Origin of the sequence: Kitasatospora sp. NPDC059577, assembly GCF_042735475.1 — a bacterium.
Taxonomy (GTDB): Bacteria; Actinomycetota; Actinomycetes; order Streptomycetales; family Streptomycetaceae; genus Kitasatospora.
Genome location: NZ_JBHWBZ010000056.1, coordinates 1667 through 23278 on the forward strand (window position 1 = coordinate 1667; position 21612 = coordinate 23278).

A 21612-nucleotide genomic window follows, 5' to 3' on the forward strand; every position below is an offset into this window, starting at 1 on the left:
GGGGGGGGGGGGGGGGTGGGGGCGCGCGCGGGGGGGGTGCCGCGGGGGGGCGCCCCCCCCCCCCCGCTCCTGGTGTCGGTGGTCGGTCCTGCGGTGATGCGGTGTCCCTTCTCCGCGGGGTCCGTCCCGGCCGGGCCGGCCGGGTTCGGTGTGCCTAGAGGTGTGCGAGCTTGTAGAGCACGGGTGCGGCCTCCCGGAGGACGGCCCATTCCTCCTCGTCGAGCCCCTGGGCGAGCTCGGCGAGCCAGACGTTCCTGCGCCGGCGACTCTCCGCGAGGATCGTCTCGGCCTGTTCGGTGCTGCTGACGACCACCTGACGGCGGTCCTCGGGGTGCGGCTCCCGCCGCACCAGCCCCTTCTCCTCCAGCATCGCGACGATCCTGGTCATCGAAGGAGGCTGTACGTGCTCCTTCCGGGCGAGCTCACCCGGCGTCGCCTTCCCGCACCGGGCGAGGGTGCCCAGCACTCCCATCTCGGTGGGACTGAGCGACTCCTCCACCCGCTGGTGTTTGAGTCGTCGGGAGAGGCGCATCGTGGACGACCGCAGCTGACTGATCGCTGCGAGGTCCTGCTCGGACATCTCGGGCATCTCTTTAGCTTACGTCATTACTCTCGCTAAGGAAAATGGGATCCGCCGCCGCGCCGGAGCTTCGGCCCGGTGACATATTGGTGATGGGCCTCAGGTCTCGACTCCCAGAAGGGCCGACCAGCCATGTCCGACCTCGTCTCCGAGCAGTCCGCGCCGTCCGAGCAGTCCGGACAGCCCGGGCAGGGCGACACCGGGTTCGCCCGGCTCGCCATGGTCACCATCGACTGCGCCGACCCGGTCGCGCTGGCGTCGTTCTACGGCGAGCTGCTGGGGTGGGAGACCCGGCACGTGGACGAGAACTTCGCGATCCTCGACAACCCCGAGGGCGGCAGCCCGCTGGGCTTCGGGCGGGTGAACGGGTACCGGCCGGAGCCGTGGACGGAGCCGGACGGGAGCAAGCACTTCCACCTCGACTTCTACGTGGACGACCTGGAGGAGTCGACGGCGAAGGCCCTCGCGCTCGGCGCCACCCAGCCCGCGTACCAGCACGGGCGCACGCTCAAGGTGCTGATCGACCCGGCGGGCCACCCGTTCGGGCTAGCGCCGTTGGAGTAAGGCACGAACGGGCCCGGGGGCCGTGCGCAGGCGGTGTCAGGGGTTGGTGCCAAGATCATGCAGGCGCCGTAAAGGTCCATCCTGACCTGGGATTTCACGAAAACCACGAACATTGTGCGACCGCCGGGCAGTGGCCTACTCTCCCCCGTTGTCAGGGGCACCACACGCCAGGCTCCCCTCGGCGGACCCCGTACCCGTTCGCGTGCCCGTTTCCGCACGCCCTCCCCGGCCGCCCCCGGCCGACCCGCGTCCGCCCCAGCCCTGGCGCCCTCAACCCCGCCTCCAGGGAGCTCAATTGGGTGAGATCCACCATGCCGACCACGGCTGGGTGACACCGGCGGTCTCGTACTTCGTCGCCTGCCTCGGCGCCTTCGTGGCCCTGCGCAGCGCCCGCTGGTCGCTCGTCTCGACGGGCCGCACCCGGGCCGTCTGGTTGCTCTTCGCGTCCACCTCGCTCGGCGCCGGAATCTGGTCCATGCACTTCATCGCGATGCTCGGTTTCTCCGTGACCGGCGTCGAGATCAGCTACCAGCCGGGGCTGACCGTGCTCAGCCTGCTGGTCGCCGTCGCCTTCGTCGGCGTCGGGCTCTTCACCGTCGGGTACTGGCGCCGGCGCCCCGCGCTCGCCCTGCTGATCGGCGGGCTGACCACCGGCCTCGGGGTCGCCGCGATGCACTACCTGGGCATGGCCGCGATGGTCCTGCCCGGTCAACTCGGCTACGACCACGTGACGGTGGCGCTCTCGGTCGCCATCGCCGTGGTCGCGGCGACGGCCGCGCTCTGGGCCGCGCTGAACATCCGGGGCACGCTCGCCGTCCTGGCGGCCGCGCCGGTGATGGGCGTGGCGGTCTGCGCCATGCACTACACGGGCATGGCGGCGCTGTCGGTCCAGGTGGACTTCTCGCACTCCACGCAGGACGGTGTGATGGCGCTGCAGTTCATCTTCCCGCTCGGGGTCGGGCTCGGCTGCTACGTCTTCTTCGGCTCGCTCGCCTTCGCCGTCTCCCCGAGCCGCCCCGACGCGCAGCCCCTGCTGGCCGGTCCGGCCGCCCCGCTGCCCCCGCGGGCGCCCCGGGCACCCCGGCCGCCGCGGGAACCCCTGGTCCCGCAGCAAAGGCTGCGAGGAGCCGACGTCCGGCGCTGAGCGGCGGGCGGCACGCGAGCGGACGCCCGGCCGGGCCCCCACCCCGGCCGGGCGTCACCGTGCGCGCGCATCCTGCCCGGGCGGCCCGGGCGCGTCCTACTCGGGCCGCCCGAGCAGTCCGGCCACGTGCTCCGGCGTGGCCGCCGGGCACGCCTTGTGCACGAAGTCCCGCCGCAGCCCGTGGTACGGCTCGCCCGCCCGGTAGAAGTTGGCGTGCATCCGCCGCAGTTCCTCCACCCGGTACTCGGCCAGCGGCTTGGCGTCCTCGTCGGCGGCGCGGCGGCGCTTCTTGTCCACCAGCCGCCCGGTGAGCTCCGGTGAGGCGGCGATGCCGGCGGCCTCCCGGACCACCCAGCGGCGGAACTCCGCCGCGTCCCCGCCGGACGTGCGGTCCACCAGGCCGATCCGGCGGGCGTGTTCGGCCCCGACCGGCAGCGCCTCGGTGGTGAGCCGCTCGGCCCGTTCGGCGCCGACCCGGTTCGGCAGGGTGTACGTCCAGTACTCGGAGCCGTACAGGCCCATCAGGCGGTAGTGCGGGTTGAGCACCGCCGAGTCGCGGCACCACACCTCGTCGGCGGCGAGCGCCGCCATCAGCCCGCCGGCCGCCGCGTTCCCGGCGAGGGCCGCGACGGTGACCTTGTCCGTCGTGGTGAGGACGGCCTCGACGAAGTCGTCCATCGCGTTGATGTTCTCCCAGGACTCCAGCGCCGGGAAGGCCGAGCCCTGGATGACGTTCAGCTGGATCCCGTTGGAGTAGAAGTCCCGGGGCGCTCCGAGCACCAGCACCGAGGTGGGCCGGTCGGCCGCCTCCCGGTAGGCGGCGAGCAGCCGGCGGCACTGCTCGGTGCTCATCGCCCCGCCCGGGTAGGCGAATTCGAGGTAGCCGACGTCGCCCTCCTCGCGGTAGCGCAGCTCCGACCAGGTGTCGCGGCGGGCGGCCGACGCCGGGCTCACCGGCACCTCGCGGACCCGGTACAGCTCGTCGGCGAGCACCGTCGCGGCGGGCAGTTTGAAGGTGGCGGGCCCGCCGGGGGTGCGGCGCGGGCGCAGCTGCGGGATCCACACCGCGCCGTCCGCGGTGGCCCGGCAGATCGCTCCGTCCCGGGTGGCCAGCACGGCGCCGGGCACCGGGCCGCGCAGCTCGTCCTCGGGGTGGCCGCCGTGCAGGAAGAAGTCGCGTCCGTACAGCTCGTCCGGCACGCCGGGCTGGGAGTCCGCGGCCCGCAGCTTGCGCAGCACGGTGGCGGTGTCGTCGTGCTCCCAGTCGATCCGGCGCGCCTCCTGGCGCAGCAGCGGCCGCAGCTCGCCGCGCACGTCGGGCCGGCCGTAGTCCAGCGGTTCGGGGGTGAACAGCCCGCCCTCGTAGCGCTGGACGGCCAGCAGGACGGCCTCCGCGGCGGCGTCGGCGACCTCGCCCCGGTACAGCTCGCTCTTGCCGCAGTCGGGGACGGGGAAGTCGACGGACGCCCAGATGTCGCCGGCGTCCATCTCCTCGACGGCCTGCAGCACGGTGACGCCCCAGCGCTCCGCGCCCTCGGTGATCGCCCAGTCCAGCGAGGAGGGGCCGCGGTCGCCGGTGGGCCCCGGGTGCACGATCAGGACGGTCCGGGTGGACCAGATGTCCCGCGGGACGGCCTTGGTCAGCATCGGGCAGACGATCAGCTCGGGATCGGTGCGTGCCACCCCGTCCCTCATCTGCTCGTCACCGAGTGCGAGTTGCACGGCGACCTGGTGGCCGCGTTCGCGCAGCTCGGTGTGGACGCGCTGGGTCAGGCTGTTGAACGCGCTGGCGATCAGGAGAATGCGCAAGGGGGGCCTCCGGCGGTACAGGGGTCGCGCGGAGGCGATGAAACCAGGGCATGGACACGTAACGATTACGGTCCGTACCTCGCCGCTCTACCCTCACGCACCCCGCACACCTGTGGTCCCGGCGTGGCCCGCGCTTCGCGGTATCTCCCCAGTCCCTTCTCCGAGTTGGACTGGCGCGGGCCCCTGCGGCACGGCAGGGGCCCGCTGTCGCGAGGTGCTCAGCGCGGGAACGCCCGGCGGGCCCGCCAGGTGGTGTGCTCGCGGGAGACCGCGTCCTCCGCCTCGGCGGCCAGCCGGGCCCAGCGCGCCTCGGCGTCCGGCGCCCGGACGTCCAGGTCGGAGAGCTGGTTGCCGACGTTCTCCAGTTCGCGCGCGGCCAGCTGGTAGGCGGCGGCCAGCGGGCGGAGCTGCTTGAGCTGCGTCCAGGCGATGATCGCCGCGGCCGCGGCCGAGCTGGCCCCGAAGACGTGCACCTGCAGCGCACCGGTGGCCTGGGCGATGGCGGCCGCCGCACCGAGGATGATCAGCGCCGCGATGCCGAGCCCCCAGGAGACCGCCTGCGAGTCGCAGGACTCCGCCCGGGAGCGGTACCAGGTGCGCTGGCCCTCGACCCGGGTGCGCAGGTAGAGGGTGCGCCGGGCGGTCAGGCTCTCGGCGCGCAGCCGCCGCATCTCCGGGGTGATCTCGGCGACGGTGTCCGGAGGCACGATCTCCGGGTCCTCGAAGGCCCGCATGACGTCCTCGACCTGCAGCAGGTAGCCGCGGTCGACGTCCGCGGACTCCGCCTCGCCGTCGAACGGGCGGGCCCGGACGGTGTACTTCCAGGCCAGCGTCTTGACCGACTCGGCCGCCGCCCGGGCCTCGTACCAGCGGCCCTGCGGGTTGCTGCGGCGCAGCCGGGACCAGAAGTAGCCGGCGACCAGGAAGGCGGCCACCGAGAACAGCGGCCAGACGTCGAAGTCGCCCTCGTGGTCCGGGCCGGGGAACGACCCGATCAGCGCGGCGACCACCAGCATCGCGATCAGGCCGCGGTACCAGCGCAGCGTCTCGCGCTGGCCCTCCAGCGAGGCGTTGTCCGCCGTCCGGAACAGCTCCGGCAGCAACTGCGCCTCGACACCCCCGGGCGGATCCTGTTGCACCATCGGTCGAGTCCCCTCCCCCTTCTCCGTCCAGCCAGTATTCCCGCCGCCAACTGGGCTACACAGGCACCTTTTTGACACCTTCCGACTGCCGGCGATTGCCCGTCGGACGGGTCACCGATACAACCGGTTGCATGCCGCTGCACTGGAAGCTCGTCATCGACTGCGCCGACCCGCACCGCCAGGCCGCGTTCTGGGCCGCCGCCCTGGAGTACGCACTGGAGGACCACGGCCCGCTGGTCACCCGGCTGCTGGCCGCCGGCGCGGTCGGCCCGGACGCCACCACCGAGGTGGACGGCCACGCCGCCTGGCGCACGCTGGCCGCCGTCCGCCACCCCGAGGACCCGTACGACCCGGACTCCGACACCGGCCTCGGCCGCCGCATCCTGTTCCAGGCCGTCCCCGAGCCCAAGCAGGCCAAGAACCGCCTGCACCTGGACCTCCACCCCGGCCCGGGCGGGCGCGCCGCCACCGTCACCCGCCTCGAAGCCCTCGGCGCCACCGTCCTGCGGGACGTCGCGGAGCCGGGCGGCGCGTGGACCGTCATGCGGGACCCGGAGGGCAACGAGTTCTGCGTCCACTGAGACCGGCCCGGAACACCGTCCGCCCGGCCCGGAACACGGCGCGGGGGGGGGCCCCCCCCCCCGGGGGGCGGGGGGGGCGCGCGGGGGGGGGGGGGGGGGCGCGGCGGGGGGGGGCGGGCGCGCGGCGGGGGGGGGACGGGGTGGCCAAGGTGTTCTGCGTCCACTGCGCCCGGCCGGCAACAGCGTCCCCCGGGGGCCCCCCCCCGCGGGGCCCCCCCCCCCCCGGGGGGGGGCGCCCCCCCCGCGGCGTACGGCGTCGGGGACCGTACGGCGTCAGAGCAGTCCGAAGGCCGGCATCAGGTAGTAGAAGGCGAACACCGCCGCCACCGCGTACAGCGGGACCGGCACGCTGCGGCCGCGGCCGACGGCCAGGCGCAGGACGCAGAAGGCGATGAAGCCGAAGCCGATGCCGTTGGTGATGCTGTAGGTGAACGGCATCATCACGATGGTCAGGAAGGCCGGGATCGCGATCGTGTAGTCGGCCCAGTCGATCTCCTTGATCGAGTTGGCCAGGATCAGGAAGCCGACCGTGACCAGGGCCGGGGTGGCGGCCTGGGCGGGGACCATGGTGGCGAGCGGGGTGAGGAAGAGCGCCACCACGAAGAGCAGGCCGGTGACGATCGAGGCGAAGCCCGTGCGGGCGCCCTCGCCGACGCCGGCGGTGGACTCGACGAAGCAGGTGTTGGCCGAGGCGGAGGTGGCGCCGCCGGCCGCGGTGGCGATGCCGTCGACCATCAGGATCCGGTTGATGCCCGGCAGGTCGCCCTTCTCGTCCAGCAGGTGGGCCTCGTCGGCCACGCCGAGGATGGTGCCCATCGCGTCGAAGAAGCACGACATCAGCACGGTGAAGACGAACAGCACGCCGGTCAGCACGCCGACCTTCTCGAAACCGCCGAACAGGCTGACCTTGCCGACCAGCCCGAAGTCCGGTGCGGCGACCGGGTTGCCCGGCCAGGTCGGAACGGTGAGGCCCCACTTGAGCGCCGGGACGTCGGCCACCTTGTCGATCACCACGGCGAGCGCGGTGGAGACCGCGATGCTGATCAGGATCGCGCCGGGCACCTTGCGGATCACCAGGATCAGGGTGAGCAGCAGGCCGACGACGAAGACCAGGACGGGGAAGCCGAGCAGGTGCCCGTTGCCGCCGAGCTGCAGCGGGACGGTGGTGTGCGCGGCGTCCGGGATGCGGCTGACGAAGCCGGAGTCGACCAGGCCGACCAGGGTGATGAACAGGCCGATGCCGATCGCGATGGCCTTGCGCAGGCCGAGCGGGACGGCGTTCATGACCCGCTCCCGCAGCCCGGTGGCGACCAGCAGCATGATCGCGAAACCGGCCAGCACGACCATGCCCATGGCGTCCGGCCAGGTCATCTTCGGAGCGAGCTGGAGCGCCACGATGGTGTTGACGCCGAGGCCGGCGGCCAGGCCGATCGGGACATTGCCGATCACGCCCATCAGCAGGGTGGTGAGACCCGCGGTGAGGGCGGTGGCGGTGACCAGCTGGGCGCTGTCCAGGTGGGCCCCGGTCACGTCCGTGGCGCTGGCCAGGATGATCGGGTTGAGCACCAGGATGTAGGCCATGGTGAAGAACGTGGCGACACCGCCGCGGATCTCGCGCGGCAGGGTGGAGCCGCGCTCGCTGATCCGGAAGTAGCGGTCGACCGCACCGGTGGGGGGCTCGGGAGCGGCGTCGGCGGGTTCGGGCGACTCGGTGGCCGGCTGGACCACAGGCATGCGTGCGTCCTCTGTGGGGGAGCTGAGGAGAGGGGGGTGACACCCGGGGCGACGGTGGCCGGGATCAGACCTTTAAGTATGGTTTCCCGATCGCACACGCGCTATCTTCGCGCGTAGAGCCCGCAGGGGTCGCAACCCGGGCCCACCCGGGGCCGCGCCCGGTCCGCACCCGGTCCGCCCGGCGGCCTCCACGCGGCGTCCGGGCCCCGCCGCACCGTACGCTAGGCCCCATGCCCAAGACGCCGCTGCACCCCTCGCCCCCTCCGCTGGAGGCCAACGACGTCGCCATCGTCGGCGGTGGCACGGTGGTGTGGTTCGTCGCCTTCCTCGCCCTGCTCCCCTTCCAGGGCACGCTCTCCGAGCACGGTCACGGCACCTGGCCGTGGATCTGCCTCTCCGGCGGCCTGCTCGGCCTGATCGGCCTCTGGTACTGCCGCGCCCGGCGGGACGCGATCGCCCGCAGCCGCGCCACCGGGGCGGACGGGCGGACGGTGGACGACAACGGTCAGGACCCGGCCACCCGGTCGGACTGAACGGTCCTTTAGTAGCACGCATCGGACATAAGGCGCCCGTAGAGTCGGTGCCATGACGCAGCCTGCCCAGCCAGCGGAAGAGCGGCCGACCGGCGGAGACCATCCGGACGGGGCCCACCCCCTCGGGCTGCTGCCCGGCCGGCGCGGGGGCCTGACCGTCGCCGAGGTCGCCGAGCGGGTCGTGAAGGGACAGGTCAACGACGTCCCGGTCCGCTCCAGCCGCTCCACCCGGGAGATCGTCCGGGCCAACGTCTTCACCCGCTTCAACGCGATCATCGGCGTGATGTTCGGCATCATCCTGGTGGTCGGCCCGATCCAGGACGGCCTGTTCGGCCTGGTCATCGTCGCCAACACGGCGATCGGCATCATCCAGGAGCTGCGCGCCAAGAAGACCCTGGACAGCCTGGCCCTGATCGGCGAGGCCCGCCCGCAGGTCCGCCGGGACGGCGCCGCCCAGCAGATCGGCGTCTCCGAGATCGTCCTCGACGACACCGTGCTGCTCGGCATCGGCGACAAGGTGATCGTGGACGGCGAGGTCACCGAGGCGGACGGCCTGGAGATCGACGAGTCGCTGCTCACCGGCGAGCCCGACCCCGTCCTCAAGCAGCCCGGCGACCAGGTGATGTCCGGCAGCTTCGTGGTGGCCGGCGCGGGCGCGTTCACCGCCACCAAGGTCGGCCGCCAGGCCTACGCGGCGCAGCTCGCCGAGGAGGCCAGCAAGTTCACCCTGGTGAGGTCGGAGCTGCGCAGCGGCATCGACAGCATCCTGCGGTTCATCACCTACCTGCTGATCCCCACCGCGATCGGCCTGATCATCAGCCAGCTGGCCGTCGAGGGCCGGGACTGGCGCGAGGCCGTGCGGCGGATGGTGGCCGGCATCGTCCCGATGGTCCCGGAGGGGCTGGTGCTGCTGACGTCGGTGGCCTTCGCGATCGGCGTGATCCGGCTCGGCCGCAAGCAGTGCCTGGTCCAGGAGCTCCCGGCGATCGAGGGACTGGCCCGGGTCGACACCGTCTGCCTCGACAAGACCGGCACCCTCACCGAGGGCGGCATGGACGTGATCGACCTGCGGGTGCTCTCCGACGGGGAACCCGCCGCCGTCGACCCGGCCACCGTCAAGCACGCGCTCGCCCTGATGGCCGGCGCCGACGCCCGCCCCAACCCGTCGATGCAGGCGGTCATCGACGCGTACGGCCGCGGCGACGACGGCGACGGCTCACCGGGCGCGTCCCCGGGCGGCGTGCCGGGCGCCGCCGCGGGCCGCAAGGGCTGGCGGGTCCTCGAGGCGATGCCGTTCTCCTCGGCGCGCAAGTGGAGCGGCGTGCAACTGCTGGAGCCGCAGGGCGGCGAGGCCAGCTGGCTGCTCGGCGCCCCCGACGTGCTGCTGCCCGCCGGGCACCCGGCGCTGGCCGAGGTGGACGAGCTGGGCGCGCGGGGCCTGCGGGTGCTGCTGCTCGGCCGCTCGCCCGTCCCGCTGGACTCCCCCGACCCGGCGGCCGGGCTCATCCCGCTCGCGCTGGTGGTGCTGCAGCAGCGGCTGCGCGGCGACGCCGCCGAGACCCTGCGGTACTTCGAGGGCCAGCAGGTCCGGGCCAAGGTCATCTCGGGCGACGCGGCGGTCTCGGTCGGCGCGGTAGCCGGCCACCTGGGTCTGCCGGGCGCCGACCGCCCGCTGGACGCCCGCACCCTGCCGACCGACCCCGAGGAGCTCGCCGAGACCGCCGACCGGACCAGCGTGTTCGGCCGGGTCACCCCGCAGCAGAAGCGCCTGCTGGTCGGGGCGCTGCAGTCCCGCGGCCACACCGTGGCGATGACCGGCGACGGCGTCAACGACGTGCTGGCGCTCAAGGACGCCGACATCGGCGTGGCGATGGGCACCGGATCCGACGCGACCAAGGCGGTCGCCCAGATCGTGCTGCTGAACGACTCCTTCGCGACCCTGCCGTCGGTCGTCGCCGAGGGCCGCCGGGTGATCGGCAACATCGAGCGGGTCGCGTCGCTCTTCCTGGTGAAGACGGTCTACTCGGTGCTCCTGGCGCTGCTGGTGATCTTCACCCACTCGCCGTACCCGTTCCTGCCCCGGCACTCCACCGTGCTGTCCTCACTGACCATCGGTATCCCGGCGTTCTTCCTGGCCCTCGCCCCCAACAACGAGCGGGCCCGCACCGGCTTCGTGAAACGCGTGCTGCGGCTCGCCGTCCCCGCCGGCGTCATCGCGGGGACCGGCACCTTCGTCGCCTACACGCTGGCCCGCACCGACCACGCGACCGACCTCAAGGCCGACACCAGCGTGGCCACCCTGACGCTCTTCCTGATCGCCATCTGGGTCCTCGCCATCGTCGCCCGCCCGTACACCTGGTGGCGGCTGCTGCTGATCGCCACCATGGGCGGAGCGTTCGCCCTGGTCCTGGTGGTCCCGGCGCTGTCCGACTTCTTCGAGCTCTCCCTGGTCGGCGTCCGCGACCCGCTGATCGGCGTCGCCATCGCCCTGGTCTGCGGCATCGCCCTGGAGATCACCTGGCGCTACCTGAAGCGCCACGGCATGGAGTGAGCGACCCGGGGTGAGCCGCCCACGGCGAGACGCGGCCGGTCGAGACGCACCGGTCGAGACCCACCGGTTGAGCCGTACGGAGTGACACGCGCCGCCGGATGAGTGACAGCCCCCGCACCGAACCCCGATGATGGGCCCCGGGAGGGGGTGCCGAATGGCGCGCAAGGGTGGGGACCTGGAGGCGTTCATCGCCTTCCTGGCCGGGCTGCTGGCGGTCGGGCTGACCGCACTGGCGATGGCGGGCATCGGCCTGGCGATCAGACCGACGCCCGCGCTGCGGGGAGCCGCGCTGGTGACCCTGGGGGCGGTCTGGCTGACCGTCGCCGTCACCGTCTACGGCCGTCTCCGGGCCCGCGCCCGCTGAGTTCAGCCCTCGAAGTCCCGGGCCGCCGACAGCTCGTACGCCCGGTCGGGCTCGCTGAGCGCGGCCAGCACCTCGAAGCGCCGGTGCCACTGCCCGACCGACCAGGCGAGCCCGGCCGCGAGGCCCTCCGGGGTGGCCGCGTGCAGCAGGCCGGCCACCGGCGGGACCTCGAACTCGTCGTCCTCGTCGTCGGCCTCGGCCTGCTCCGGGTCGTACGGCGGCTCCGGGGCGTCCGCGCCGGTGTCCCACCGCCAGTCCACCGCGGCCTCGTCGCCGTCCGGTCCGACGACCAGCAGCTCCTCGTGCTCCTCGTACGCGACCGGGCAGCCGGGCAGCAGTTCGCGCACCACGGCCGGGACGCGGTGCAGCACGCCCTCGGAGAGCACCCGGCCGCCGGCCACCTCGCTGGCCAGCGACACGTGCAGCCGCTCGGCGAGGTCGGCCGCGAGCGCCGGGGCGACCGGCAGCAGCGGGTACGGGTGCAGCAGCTGGACCAGGTCGGGGGCGTCGGCGACGACCGCCTCGGTGGCGTCCACCACCACGGTGTGGGCCGGCCGGCGACCGGTGGCCGGGTCCAGCGGCGGCAGCGCCCGCACCACGTCCAGCGGTTCGATCCGCTCGCGCTCCACGCGGGCCAGCGCGGTGTGCAGGCCGTGCAGTTGGCGGTGGCCGAGGTCGACCGCCGGGTCGGTCATCCGGTCCAGGACCTCGTCCGGTCCGTGCGGTTCGGCGAGCAGCGCGGCGAGCGTGGTGCGCACCCCGAGCGCGTGCAGGAACTGGTCGTCCAGGGTGGTCCGCGCCTCGTCGTAGAGGCCGCGCAGCAGCGGGTCGGCCCCGGCGGCGCGCAGCCCGGCGGGCTCGCGGCCCGCCAGCACCGGGTGGTCGCGCAGCCACCACGCGGTGTACGGCGGCAGGTCGGCGTACGTGCCGTCCGGCAGCAGGGTGCGGACCGGGTTGACCACGGCGTCCCGGTACGGCGGTCGGGCCAGCGCGGCGAGCGCCTCGGGCCAGGCGTCGTCGTCCACCAGGTCGAGGTCGCGCACGGCGAGCAGCTCGGCGGCCACCGGCGGGACGCCGACCGCCTCGTCGGCCTGCAGGGCCTCCAGCGCGTCCTCGGCCCAGTCGGCGAACCCGTCCGGTGCCTCGTCCAGCAGGCCGGTGGGGTGGCCTCCGGCCGCCCGGTCGGCGGGGACGGTGGGGTCGAGCCGTTCCAGGTCGTCCGGGTCGAGCACCACGTCCTCGGCGCGCACCAGCACGAAGTCGGCCAGCACACCGACCGCGGCGAGCACCTCGGACCCCCAGCGCTCCAGCAGCTCGTCGTCCACCCAGCCGGCGTCCTCCTCGCGCGCGAGCGTGGCGAACGGGCTGCCGGGCAGCACCAGTTCGCCCGCGCGGGCCGGCTCGCCCTCGTCGTCCAGCAGTGCCAGCCGGGCCAGCCAGGGGTGCGCGCCCGGCTCCGGGGCGGCGGCCTTCACCAGGGCCAGGACGGCGTCGGCGAGTTCCAGCGCCGCGTCCAGGTCGTCCTCGGCCAGCTCGTAGGAGCGGGCGACGGCGGCCCGCACCTCGGGGGTGTCCAGCACCCCGGCCGGGGTGGCGGTGCCGGCGCCGAGCTTGGCCAGCAGCGGGTGGGCGGCCTCGGGGTGGGCCAGCCGCAGGTCGAGCGCGGCCAGGGCGCCGGCCAGCGACTCCGGGTAGCCGGGGAAGGCCGCCCAGTCGGCGTCCCCGGAGGGCAGCAGGACGCGCCGCGGCCCGGTCACCGTCCGGCCGTCCGCGAGCGGCACGGGCAGCGCGCCGAGCGCCTCCGGGTCCGCCCCGCCGAGCGCCGCGTACAGGTTGCGCCACCAGCCGGGCTCGCGGTCGAGGCCGCCGAGCTGGTCCACCACCTCGGCCAGCGGCACCCGGCGCACGTTCAGCACCCGCAGCTCGGTGCGGCGCTCCAGGCCGGCGGGCAGCAGCCCGGGGAAGATCGGCGCGAGTGCCTCGACCACCGAGCCGTCCGCGCCCTCCAGCAGCGTCGCGTCCCGGGGCCGCAGCGCGGGCGTGCCCACCTCGACCGGTGCCGGGTGCGGCAGGAACGGCGTGCCGGGCAGCCGGGACAGCACCGCGGCGCGCAGCGCGTTGTCCAGCGCGCCCTGGCCGAGCGGCCCGGGGACGAGGCCGAGCGAGCCGAGGTCGGCGCCGCGGGCGCGCAGCAGGTCGGCGTAGCTGTCGGCGGCGCGCTCGGTGAGGAAGTCGGACAGCGGGCCGGGCGCGACGTGCCGGCGGGTGGAGTCCAGCGGGTAGGAGGCGATCAGCAGCGCGGGCAGGCCGATCGGCTCGTCGCTGGGGGTCGGTGCGTGCAGCACGGACGCGATGCCGGGCTGCTGCGGGGCGCCGTCCGCGCCGACCGGGACGGCCCAGGTCACCGTCCAGTACGGGCGGGCGCGCTCCTCGGTGGGCCGGTCGACCAGCAGTTCGGCGTCCAGGCTGCCGGAGGCGCCGGCGGTCTGCCAGAGCGTCCGCCGCAGCCGCCCGCCCGCGTCGTCGGTGACGGTGACTTCGGTGACGCCGTCCGGGCGGGTCTCGGCGGCGGCCCGGGTGAGCGTCCGGGTGCCGTCCGGGGTCTCCACCACGACCTCGGCGAGGCCGGGCAGGGTGAGCAGCAGCGCGTCGTCGATCCCGGCCAGCAGACGGCGGGTCAGGTCCTCGGCTGAGGCGTCCCGCATCGGCAGCACGACCACGGTGTCGTAGCCGTCGGGGGCCGGGCCCTCGGCCGCGAACGGCAGCCGCAGCAAGGGCACGTGGCCGTCCCGGCGACGCAGTTCGTCGGTCAGCGCGGACTGCGCCTCGGCGAGCGACCTGGCCTCGCCGAGCGACCAGCGCACCCCGCCGGTGGCGCTCAGCACGGCGGGCTCGTCGGTGACCGCGAGGACGGCGGCGAAACCGACCCCGAACCGGCCGACGGCGGGCTGCTCGCCGCGCTTGGAGGAGGCGCGCAGGGTGGACAGCGACTCGACGGCGGCCGCGTCCAGCGGGGCGCCGGTGTTGGCGGCGGCGAGCACGCCGTCGGCGAGGGTCAGCCGCAGCCGTCCGGGGCCGCGGCCGGCGCGGACCGCCGCGTCGGCCGCGTTCTGCGCCAACTCGACCACCAGGCGGTCGCGGTAGCCGCCGAGCGCGAGCTCCTCCTCGGCGTTGGCGTCCTCCCGGAACCGGGCCGGCGAGGCGGCCCAGGCGTCCAGCACCCGGTGCCGCAGCGCGGCGGTCCCGAAGGAGTCCGCGGGGTGCTCGTCCGTGCCGCTGCCGATGATCCGAGGTTCCACGGGACCTGCCACCTTCCGCCGCCCTGTACGTCGTAGGGCATTCTTCCCTGCCCCACCGACTGCTCCCGACCACGACCCCCGCGGCGACCGTCGCACCGGCGGCGTCGCCGACCGGCGACCGCGCGCGGTGCCGGCGCCGGGAGCGACCGGAAATGACGGGGAGTGACGGGGAAGGTCCGGGAGGAACCGGGCGGGACCGGCACCCTTCGCCCGGGAACACCGACGGCCCGCCCCGGAGCGTCACCGGGGCGGGCCGTGCGGAGGCGATCAGGAGTGGCCGAGCTCCTCGGCCGGGGCGTCGGGCTCGACGGAGCCGGAGGTGCGGTCCGGGTGGAGCTGCAGGGGCTCGACGACCAGCTCGTCCAGGATCAGCTCGGACGGCGCCGGCGGGGCCGGGATGACGGCCGCCTCGGAGTGCCCGCCGCAGCCGTACGAGAAGGAGACGATCTGACCGTCGGCCGGACCGAACTCGTTGCCGCACACACCGAAAGCCTGACCGAGCGAGCCGCCGATCGGGATCAGGAAACCGCAGCTCCCGCAGGAGGCGGGGGCGGCCTGCGCCATCGGGGTCTGCGGGCCGTGGGCCTTCTCCCAGCGCTCGGCGGCCAGGTGCAGGCCGAGCCGGGAGAGCACCCGGCTGCGGCCCATGCCGAGCTCCTCGGCGACGGCGTTGATCTGCGCGCGGGCCGGGGCGGGCTGGACGTGCGGGTCGGTGACGACCAGGTCCTCGTCGTCCACGAGGGCGACCGCGGAGTTCGGCGCGGGCTCGTCCTCGCCGCTCCAGCCGGGCTCCAGCCGCAGGTCGTCGGCGCCGGTCGGCAGCAGGTCGCCGGGGCCCATGTCGCCCGGACGCAGGCGCTCGCTCCACGGCACCCACTCGGGGGCGAGGACGGCGTCCGGGCCGGGCAGCAGCACGACCTCGTCCAGGGTGACGTTCTTGGCGCGCGGGGCGCGGGCGACGGTGACCGCCCAGTGCCAGCCGCGGTAGGCGGCGTCCAGGCACTCGAAGGTGTGGGTGACGACGCGGTCGGCGTCCGCCTGGACACCGAGGTGCGGCCCGACGGCCTCCGGCCCGACGGCCTCCTCGGCTGCCTGACGGGCGAGTTCGACGGCCTCGGCACAGAGCCGGTCGGGGGTACGGCTTCGCATCGCAGCACTCACGGCGTCGATTCTCTCCCAGTTCTTCTGTCGCCCACGGCGTGTTGCCTGTCCCGTCGCGGCTCGGTAGTCCCTCGTCCATTCTGCGGGACCGGAGGCCCCCTCGGGTACCGGCCGCGCCGCTCGACCGGCCTGCCGGCGCCCCGGCGTCCCGGCGGGCGGACTTTGGGCAGGCTACCCGCCGCCCGGCGCCCGGGCACAGTCCGGGGCGGACGCGGACGTTCCACGGGCCCGGAACGACCGCGCCGAGCGGAGCGCAATCCCGCGTCGGCGCGGCGATTCTGGGGCAGGATGGGCTTGTGGCGGATGACAACCCGTCGCAGCACGCACTGCGCCCCTCGCAGCCCGGCAGCCCCGACGAGGCGAACGCTGTGCCGCGACAGCAGCCTCCGGTCCCCGGCGCGGACGAACCGCAGCCGGCGGGCGGAGCCGGGGCGCCCGCCGCCCGCGTGAGCCTGGTCAAGACGGCCACGGACCCCCCGGACCCGGCCGACGCGCCCCCGGCCACCGACGTCCCCCCGGCCGACCTACCCCCGGCCGACGCGCCCCCGGCCGCCGCCGGCGAGGCAGCCGCAGCCGACGGCGCCCCCGGGCCGGACGGCGCCCACGCCCGTCGGCTCGCCGCCCTGGACGAGGACCTGGAGGAGGAGGAGGAGGAGGTCCCCGAGCCCCGCCGCCACTTCCTGGTCCGCACCGCCTCCGCCGCCGGCGCCGGCACCGGCAAGGTGGTGCAGGGCACCGGCCGCCGGATCCGCCGGGCCACCGCGGCCGAGGGCGCGGGCGAGTCCGGCCTGGCCAAGCTGATCGAGCTGCACGCGCTCAACTCCTTCGGCGACATGCTGATCACCATCGCGCTGGCCTCCACCATCTTCTTCTCGGTGCCCACCGGCGAGGCCCGCGGCCGGGTGGCGCTCTACCTGCTGATCACGATGGCCCCGTTCGCCCTCCTGGCGCCGGTGATCGGCCCGCTGCTGGACCGCCTGCCGCACGGCCGCCGGGCGGCCATGGCGATGTCGATGCTGGCGCGGGCGGTACTGGCCTGGACGATGGCCGGGGTGATCACCGGCGGCGGCATCGCGCTCTACCCGGCGGCGCTCGGCGTGCTGGTGGCGTCCAAGGCGTACGGGGTGGTGCGCAGCGTCGTGGTGCCCCGGCTGCTGCCGAGCCGGCTCTCCCTGGTGAAGGCGAACTCCCGGGTCACCCTGGCCGGGTTGCTGGCCACCGGCGTGGCCGCCGCGGTGGGCGGGCTGCTGCACCTGATCGGCCCGGGCTGGCCGCTGCGCGGCGCCTTCCTGGTGTTCGTGATCGGCACCCTGATGGCCTTCCACCTGCCGCACAAGGTGGACTCGGCCAAGGGCGAGCAGCGCGCCGTCCTGCACGCCGAGGTGCACGGCGAGGGCTCGCACCTGATCCACCACAAGCCGCCGCCGGTCAAGGCCTCGCTGCGCACCGTCGGCCCGTCGGTGATCCTGGCGCTGCGGGCGATGTCGGCGATGAAGTGGCTGGTCGGGTTCCTGGTGATGTTCCTGGCCTTCCTGCTGCGGGAGGAGCCGATCGGCGGTCTGCAGCCGACGGTGGCGCTCGGCCTGGTGGCGCTGGCGGCGGGGACGGGCAACGCGCTCGGCTCGGTGTTCGGCTCCTGGCTGCGCACCCGCGGCCCGGAGGCGACGGTCACCTCGATGCTGCTGCTGGCGACGTGCGTGACGGCGGCGGCCGCGCTCTGGTACGGCGTCGTGACGGTGGTCCTGGTCGCGGGCGTCTCCGGGATGGCGGCCTCGCTGGGCAAGCTGGCGCTGGACGCGCTGATCCAGCGGGACGTCCCGGAGGCGGTGCGGACCTCCGCCTTCGCCCGTTCGGAGACCCTGATGCAGCTGTCCTGGGTGGCGGGCGGGGCGGTCGGCATCCTGCTGCCGCTGAACGGGAAGCTGGGCCTGTCGATCGCCGCCGGGGTGGTCGGCCTGGTGCTGCTGTGGACGCTCCGCTCGCTCTTCCGGGTGGGCCTGCGGCGGCATCCGGCGGCGCCCCGGGTGGCGTGACCCGGCGGGGCGCGGCAACACGCGGTGGCCGACCCCCGCGTAGCGTGATCGGCCGGGCCCGGTAGATTCTGACGCATGAGCCTCAATTCCCGTGCCATCGCCGCCCTCGGCGCCGTCGTCGTGGTCGGCGCGGCCACGGTGGGCACCTCCGTCGCCGTGGCCTCCGGCCAGACCGCGCACATCTCCCACCAGGCCACCCTCACGGTCGGCAACTCCTCGATCCTCGCGGAGCCGCTGTGCTGGAACGGCGGCAGCGCGATCACCGAGGACCTCCAGCAGGAGTGCCAGGACAAGGCCACCGAGGCCCTGAAGAACGGCACGCTGCCCACCTCGGACGTGGTGGCGAGCGACCAGGTCGGCGTCGGGGTCTCCCCGAACGTGGCCAAGTCGGGCTGGTGGGCCTTCACCAACGGCGGCGCGTCCAGCAGCGGCGGGCGCACCAGCCTGGCCTCGTACGCCAAGGGCTCGACCTGGTCGGGTGCCCAGCAGGCGAACCGGGTGCTCAACGCCAGCGGCAAGACCCTGGTCACCGTCGTCGAGGGCGACAAGAACTCGGACAACCCGATCGCCGTCTGGTACTTCCAGCTGAACACCCAGGACAGCTGACGGTCCCGCGATGACCGCGCACGCCGTCGTCGACGGCGACCACGGGCAGCCGGGCCCCGCGCGGGCCCGGCTGCTCGTCGTCGTCGCGGTGGCCGCCGAGGCCGAGGCGGTGCTGCGCGGCCTGCCCGGCGGGTCCGCCGCCGTCCCGCTGCCCGGCGGCACGCTGCAGCGGGCCCTGGGCGCTCCGGTGGACGTGCTGGCCGCCGGGGTCGGCCCGGCCGCCGCCGCGGCCGCCACCTCCGCCGCGCTGGCCGCCCACCCGTACGCGCTGGCCGTCTCGGCCGGGATCGCCGGCGGCTTCGCCCCGCACGCCCCGGTCGGCGCCACCGTGGTGGCCGACGCCGTCGTGGCCGCGGACCTCGGCGCCGAGACCCCCGAGGGCTTCGCCGACGTCACCGAACTGGGCTTCGGCACCGTCCGGCACACCCCGCCCCCGGCCGCCGTCGCGCTCGTCGCGCAGGCGCTGGCCGGCGCCGTCACCGGCCCGGTGCTGACCGTCTCCACCGTCACCGGCAGCGCCGAGCGGGCCGCCGTGCTGGCCGCCCGCCACCCGGGCGCCGCCGCCGAGGCGATGGAGGGCTTCGGCGTGGCCGAGGCCGCCGCCCGGCACGGCGTGCCGGCCCTGGAACTGCGCACCGTGTCCAATCCGGTGGGCCCGCGCGACCGGGCCGCGTGGCGGATCGGCGAGGCGCTGGCCGCCCTGGAGCGGGCCTTCGCCGCGCTGCCCGTCCACGAACTGGCCGCGCTGCGCGTGCCGGACCCGGCCGCGCCGCACGAACCGATCAAGGAGGCCGGCCGTGGCTGAACGGCTGAGCATCGCGTACTCGCCCTGCCCGAACGACACCTTCGTCTTCCACGCCTGGGCGCACGGCCTGGTGCCCGGGGCGGACGCCCCCGAGGTGACCTTCGCCGACATCGACGTCACCAACGGCATGGCCGAGCGCGGCGAGCTGGACGTCCTGAAGATCAGCTACGGCGCGCTGCCGTGGGTCCTGGACGAGTACGTCCTGCTGCCCTGCGGCGGCGCGCTCGGGCGCGGCTGCGGCCCGCTGGTGCTCACCCTGCCGGGCGTGGGGTCCCCCGCGGACCTCGCCGGGAAGACCGTCGCGGTGCCCTCCGAGCGCTCCACCGCGTACCTGCTGTTCCGGCTGTGGGCGGCGAAGGCGGTGCCCGGCGGCTTCGGCGAGATCGTCGTCCTGCCGTTCCACGAGATCATGCCCGCGGTCCGGGACGGGCGGGTGGACGCCGGCCTGGTGATCCACGAGGCTCGCTTCACCTACCGGCAGTACGGCCTGCACAGCCTCGCCGACATGGGCGAGGCCTGGGAGGCCGAGACCGGGCTGCCGATCCCGCTGGGCGCGATCGTCGCCAGGCGCTCGCTCGGCGCCGAGCGGCTGCGGGCGGTCACCGACGCGGTCCGCGCCTCCGTCCGGCAGGCCTGGGCGGACCCGGCGGCGAGCCGCGGGTACGTGCTGGAGCACGCCCAGGAGATGGACCTGGACGTCGCGGAGCAGCACATCGGGCTGTACGTCACCGAGTTCACCGAGGACCTCGGCGAGGAGGGCTACGCGGCCGTCCGCGCCCTGCTCACCCGGGCCGCCGCGGAGGGGCTGGTGCCCCCGCTCGACCCGGGTGCGCTCGCGTTCGGGCAGTCCTCGCCGGTGTCCTGAACGGTCGGTGTCCCGGGACGGGGCCCGGGGCCGGACAGGCCTAGACGTCGAACTGGTCGGCCACCGCGCGCAGCAGGCCGGCCAGCTTCTGGGCGGTCGGCTTGGCCGGGTGACGCCCGCGCTGGAGGCCTGGCAGCACCGCGTCCAGGGTGGTGATCAGGTCCTGGACGATCGGGGCCATGTCGTCCGCGCTCTTGCGCTGGGCGGCGGCCACCGAGGGCAGTGCCTCCAGCAGCTGCACGGCCATCGCCTGGTCGCCGCGGTGCCCGGCGACCACGCCGAACTCGACCCGCTGGCCCGGCTTCAGCACGGTGACACCGGCGGGCAGCGCCTTGGTGTGGACGAAGACGTCGCCGCCGTCGTCGCGCGACAGGAAGCCGAAGCCCTTCGTCTCGTTGAACCACTTGACCTGGCCGGTGGGCATCTCGAACAGTCCTCGAATGGGTGTGAGGGATCCCGGCCCTGGCCGGGGATCACTGGGTGGTGGGAAAGATGCGGGCGACCTCGGCTCGACGCCCGCGGGCGCTCACGGTCGGCACGCTGTCAGGAGCAGACTAACGGTCCGTGACTGTCTCGTCCGCGTTCCGCGAGGGATCCGCGTTCCGGGGCCCGCCGGGGGCCGTGGGATGCGGGGATCTCGCGGTCACGGGCGACCCGGTACTGGCACGGCCGGGTCGCGTCGCTGCGCTGTCCATCGGCTCACACCCCCGGGTCTGAGGACACGGGGCGCACCTGCGGCGCCCCTCGGCACCCCCTGCATACCCCCGCCCAGCAGGGATCAAAACGTTGAGCTGCCGGGAAACTGCACAACGTGACGAAGCCGCTCCGGTGGACGGTCCGCCGGCGCGCTCTGCCAGACTGGGTGCGGTCCGGCCCCGCCCCGAGGAGTGAGCAGACGTGAGCAGCCAGAGCGCCGACCCCGGCGACGTGTACGTCAAGGCCGGAGCGGTCGTCTTCGGGCTCGGCGCACTCGCCACCCTGGTCACCTTCGTCCCGCTGTTCCTGCACCTGACGCCGCTGCCGACGGCCGCGTACTGGCTGAGCATGCTGATGCCGGCGGGCTTCCTGGCCGCGCTGACCGGGCTGCTGCTGAACGCGCGCGCCCAGCGCCGCCGGGTCGAGGCCTAGGCCGGACGGGGCCCGGCCGACTGGCCGGCCAGGTGGCGGGCGAGCCAGTCCGGGAAGCCGGTGAGGTCCGCCAGCACCACGTCCGCCCCGGCCTCGCGCAGCTCGTCCGCGCCGTAGGGGCCGGTGGCCACCGCGACCGCGAGGGCGTCCGCGTGCCGGGCGCCCCGGATGTCGCCGAGGTGGTCGCCGACGTAGATGCTCGCGCCGTGCTCGCGCAGCGCCTCGCCCTTGGTCTCCGCCCAGAGGTCGCCGATCACCGTGTCGGCCTTCATCCCGGCGTGCTCCAGGTGGAGGAGGGCGTTCGGCTCGTACTTGCCGGTGATCACGGCGACCCGGCCGCCGTGGGCGCGGACCGCCTCGACGGCGGCGTGCGCGCCGGGGAGGGCCACGGTCGGGGCGAAGGCGTGGTCGCGGTACAGCTCGCGGTAGCGCGTCGCGACCCGTTCGACCTCCTCCTCGGGGAACCAGTTGCGGATCTCGTCGAGCAGCGGCGGGCCCAGGCGGGTGACCACCAGGTCGGCGTCGATGGCCGTGCCGGTCTCGGCGGAGAGCGCCAGGTAGGTGGCGCGGATACCCGGCCGGGTGTCCAGCAGCGTCATGTCGAGGTCGAAACCGACGGTGAGCGGGGCCTTCGGGGTCTCGGGCATGTCGCCAGGCTATCCAACGGACGGCCGGGACCACGAGGCAATTTGCCCCGCCTTCGCGGCGGAACT

19 protein-coding genes are annotated in these 21612 nt (G+C 74.7%); 11 read left to right on the forward strand and 8 right to left on the reverse strand.

Annotated elements, in window-relative coordinates:
* Positions 1 to 154: 154 nt before the first annotated feature.
* A complete protein-coding gene (locus tag ACFV0O_RS32025) occupies positions 155 to 589 on the reverse strand; it encodes a MarR family winged helix-turn-helix transcriptional regulator (RefSeq protein WP_030235202.1) in 435 nt (144 codons plus the stop codon).
* Between the two features lie 123 nt (positions 590 to 712).
* Between ACFV0O_RS32025 and ACFV0O_RS32030 the strand changes: the two genes are divergently transcribed.
* Together ACFV0O_RS32030 and ACFV0O_RS32035 are read left to right on the forward strand one after the other, a co-directional pair.
* Positions 713 to 1144, forward strand: coding sequence for a VOC family protein (locus ACFV0O_RS32030; RefSeq protein WP_380347274.1), 432 nt, complete (start codon positions 713 to 715; stop codon positions 1142 to 1144).
* A 295-nt stretch (positions 1145 to 1439) separates the two neighbouring features.
* Positions 1440 to 2288, forward strand: a complete 849-nt coding sequence (locus ACFV0O_RS32035) for an MHYT domain-containing protein (RefSeq protein ID WP_380347275.1) — start codon at positions 1440 to 1442, stop codon at positions 2286 to 2288.
* Between the two features lie 96 nt (positions 2289 to 2384).
* On the opposite strand, the gene ACFV0O_RS32040 is transcribed toward ACFV0O_RS32035, so the two are convergent.
* Both ACFV0O_RS32040 and ACFV0O_RS32045 read right to left on the reverse strand, forming a co-directional pair.
* Positions 2385 to 4097 (reverse strand): hydrogenase maturation protein, encoded by a 1713-nt coding sequence (locus ACFV0O_RS32040; protein ID WP_380347276.1) that lies wholly within the window; start codon positions 4095 to 4097, stop codon positions 2385 to 2387.
* A 218-nt stretch (positions 4098 to 4315) separates the two neighbouring features.
* Positions 4316 to 5239 (reverse strand): DUF4231 domain-containing protein, encoded by a 924-nt coding sequence (locus tag ACFV0O_RS32045; RefSeq protein ID WP_380347277.1) that lies wholly within the window; start codon positions 5237 to 5239, stop codon positions 4316 to 4318.
* Positions 5240 to 5370: 131 nt separating this feature from the next.
* Between ACFV0O_RS32045 and ACFV0O_RS32050 the strand changes: the two genes are divergently transcribed.
* Positions 5371 to 5820 carry a VOC family protein gene (locus ACFV0O_RS32050; protein WP_380347278.1) on the forward strand — a complete coding sequence of 150 codons (450 nt, stop codon included), beginning with the start codon at positions 5371 to 5373 and terminating at the stop codon, positions 5818 to 5820.
* A 273-nt stretch (positions 5821 to 6093) separates the two neighbouring features.
* Here ACFV0O_RS32050 and ACFV0O_RS32055 read toward each other — a convergent pair whose 3' ends face one another.
* A complete protein-coding gene (locus ACFV0O_RS32055; protein WP_380347279.1) occupies positions 6094 to 7554 on the reverse strand; it encodes an NCS2 family permease in 1461 nt (486 codons plus the stop codon).
* Between the two features lie 230 nt (positions 7555 to 7784).
* Between ACFV0O_RS32055 and ACFV0O_RS32060 the strand changes: the two genes are divergently transcribed.
* The 3 genes from ACFV0O_RS32060 (at position 7785) to ACFV0O_RS32070 (ending at position 11002) form a co-directional block, all read left to right on the forward strand.
* Complete coding sequence (locus ACFV0O_RS32060; protein WP_380347280.1) at positions 7785 to 8087, forward strand: DUF2530 domain-containing protein; 303 nt, start codon at positions 7785 to 7787, stop codon at positions 8085 to 8087.
* A gap of 52 nt (positions 8088 to 8139) precedes the next feature.
* Positions 8140 to 10638, forward strand: coding sequence for an HAD-IC family P-type ATPase (locus ACFV0O_RS32065; protein ID WP_380347281.1), 2499 nt, complete (start codon positions 8140 to 8142; stop codon positions 10636 to 10638).
* 154 nt (positions 10639 to 10792) lie between these two features.
* Complete coding sequence (locus tag ACFV0O_RS32070) at positions 10793 to 11002, forward strand: hypothetical protein (protein ID WP_360257176.1); 210 nt, start codon at positions 10793 to 10795, stop codon at positions 11000 to 11002.
* Between the two features lie 2 nt (positions 11003 to 11004).
* Here the strand turns inward: ACFV0O_RS32070 and ACFV0O_RS32075 are convergent, their stop codons facing one another.
* Positions 11005 to 14301: a sacsin N-terminal ATP-binding-like domain-containing protein gene (locus ACFV0O_RS32075; RefSeq protein ID WP_380347282.1), complete on the reverse strand. Its 3297-nt coding sequence runs from the start codon at positions 14299 to 14301 to the stop codon at positions 11005 to 11007.
* 267 nt (positions 14302 to 14568) lie between these two features.
* Complete coding sequence (locus ACFV0O_RS32080; RefSeq protein ID WP_380347329.1) at positions 14569 to 15450, reverse strand: DUF3027 domain-containing protein; 882 nt, start codon at positions 15448 to 15450, stop codon at positions 14569 to 14571.
* Between the two features lie 692 nt (positions 15451 to 16142).
* Between ACFV0O_RS32080 and ACFV0O_RS32085 the strand changes: the two genes are divergently transcribed.
* From ACFV0O_RS32085 to ACFV0O_RS32100, 4 genes are all read left to right on the forward strand, one after another.
* Positions 16143 to 17495: an MFS transporter gene (locus ACFV0O_RS32085; RefSeq protein WP_380347330.1), complete on the forward strand. Its 1353-nt coding sequence runs from the start codon at positions 16143 to 16145 to the stop codon at positions 17493 to 17495.
* 75 nt (positions 17496 to 17570) lie between these two features.
* A complete protein-coding gene (locus tag ACFV0O_RS32090; protein ID WP_360257180.1) occupies positions 17571 to 18101 on the forward strand; it encodes a hypothetical protein in 531 nt (176 codons plus the stop codon).
* A gap of 10 nt (positions 18102 to 18111) precedes the next feature.
* The gene (locus tag ACFV0O_RS32095; protein WP_380347283.1) at positions 18112 to 18906 is read left to right on the forward strand and encodes a futalosine hydrolase; all 795 of its coding nucleotides are present in this window, start codon (positions 18112 to 18114) and stop codon (positions 18904 to 18906) included.
* A complete protein-coding gene (locus ACFV0O_RS32100) occupies positions 18899 to 19771 on the forward strand; it encodes a 1,4-dihydroxy-6-naphthoate synthase (protein ID WP_360257185.1) in 873 nt (290 codons plus the stop codon). Before ACFV0O_RS32095 ends, ACFV0O_RS32100 begins: the two co-directional genes overlap by 8 nt.
* Positions 19772 to 19811: 40 nt before the next feature.
* On the opposite strand, the gene ACFV0O_RS32105 is transcribed toward ACFV0O_RS32100, so the two are convergent.
* Positions 19812 to 20195, reverse strand: coding sequence for a cold-shock protein (locus tag ACFV0O_RS32105; RefSeq protein WP_360257187.1), 384 nt, complete (start codon positions 20193 to 20195; stop codon positions 19812 to 19814).
* A gap of 473 nt (positions 20196 to 20668) precedes the next feature.
* Between ACFV0O_RS32105 and ACFV0O_RS32110 the strand changes: the two genes are divergently transcribed.
* On the forward strand, positions 20669 to 20899 hold the full coding sequence (locus ACFV0O_RS32110) for a hypothetical protein (protein ID WP_380347284.1): 231 nt from the start codon (positions 20669 to 20671) through the stop codon (positions 20897 to 20899).
* Here the strand turns inward: ACFV0O_RS32110 and ACFV0O_RS32115 are convergent.
* On the reverse strand, positions 20896 to 21546 hold the full coding sequence (locus tag ACFV0O_RS32115; protein WP_380347285.1) for an HAD family hydrolase: 651 nt from the start codon (positions 21544 to 21546) through the stop codon (positions 20896 to 20898). The two genes, ACFV0O_RS32110 and ACFV0O_RS32115, sit on opposite strands and share 4 nt — an antisense overlap.
* Positions 21547 to 21612 lie beyond the last annotated feature (66 nt).

Coding starts and splice junctions, on each gene's coding strand:
- ACFV0O_RS32025 (WP_030235202.1), bottom strand. CDS start 589: ATGCCCGAGATGTCCGAGCAGGACCTCGCAGCGATCAGTCAGCTGCGG.
- ACFV0O_RS32030 (WP_380347274.1), top strand. CDS start 713: ATGTCCGACCTCGTCTCCGAGCAGTCCGCGCCGTCCGAGCAGTCCGGA.
- ACFV0O_RS32045 (WP_380347277.1), bottom strand. CDS start 5,239: ATGGTGCAACAGGATCCGCCCGGGGGTGTCGAGGCGCAGTTGCTGCCG.
- ACFV0O_RS32050 (WP_380347278.1), top strand. CDS start 5,371: ATGCCGCTGCACTGGAAGCTCGTCATCGACTGCGCCGACCCGCACCGC.
- ACFV0O_RS32055 (WP_380347279.1), bottom strand. CDS start 7,554: ATGCCTGTGGTCCAGCCGGCCACCGAGTCGCCCGAACCCGCCGACGCC.
- ACFV0O_RS32060 (WP_380347280.1), top strand. CDS start 7,785: ATGCCCAAGACGCCGCTGCACCCCTCGCCCCCTCCGCTGGAGGCCAAC.
- ACFV0O_RS32065 (WP_380347281.1), top strand. CDS start 8,140: ATGACGCAGCCTGCCCAGCCAGCGGAAGAGCGGCCGACCGGCGGAGAC.
- ACFV0O_RS32070 (WP_360257176.1), top strand. CDS start 10,793: ATGGCGCGCAAGGGTGGGGACCTGGAGGCGTTCATCGCCTTCCTGGCC.
- ACFV0O_RS32080 (WP_380347329.1), bottom strand. CDS start 15,450: ATGCGAAGCCGTACCCCCGACCGGCTCTGTGCCGAGGCCGTCGAACTC.
- ACFV0O_RS32090 (WP_360257180.1), top strand. CDS start 17,571: ATGAGCCTCAATTCCCGTGCCATCGCCGCCCTCGGCGCCGTCGTCGTG.
- ACFV0O_RS32095 (WP_380347283.1), top strand. CDS start 18,112: ATGACCGCGCACGCCGTCGTCGACGGCGACCACGGGCAGCCGGGCCCC.
- ACFV0O_RS32105 (WP_360257187.1), bottom strand. CDS start 20,195: ATGCCCACCGGCCAGGTCAAGTGGTTCAACGAGACGAAGGGCTTCGGC.
- ACFV0O_RS32115 (WP_380347285.1), bottom strand. CDS start 21,546: ATGCCCGAGACCCCGAAGGCCCCGCTCACCGTCGGTTTCGACCTCGAC.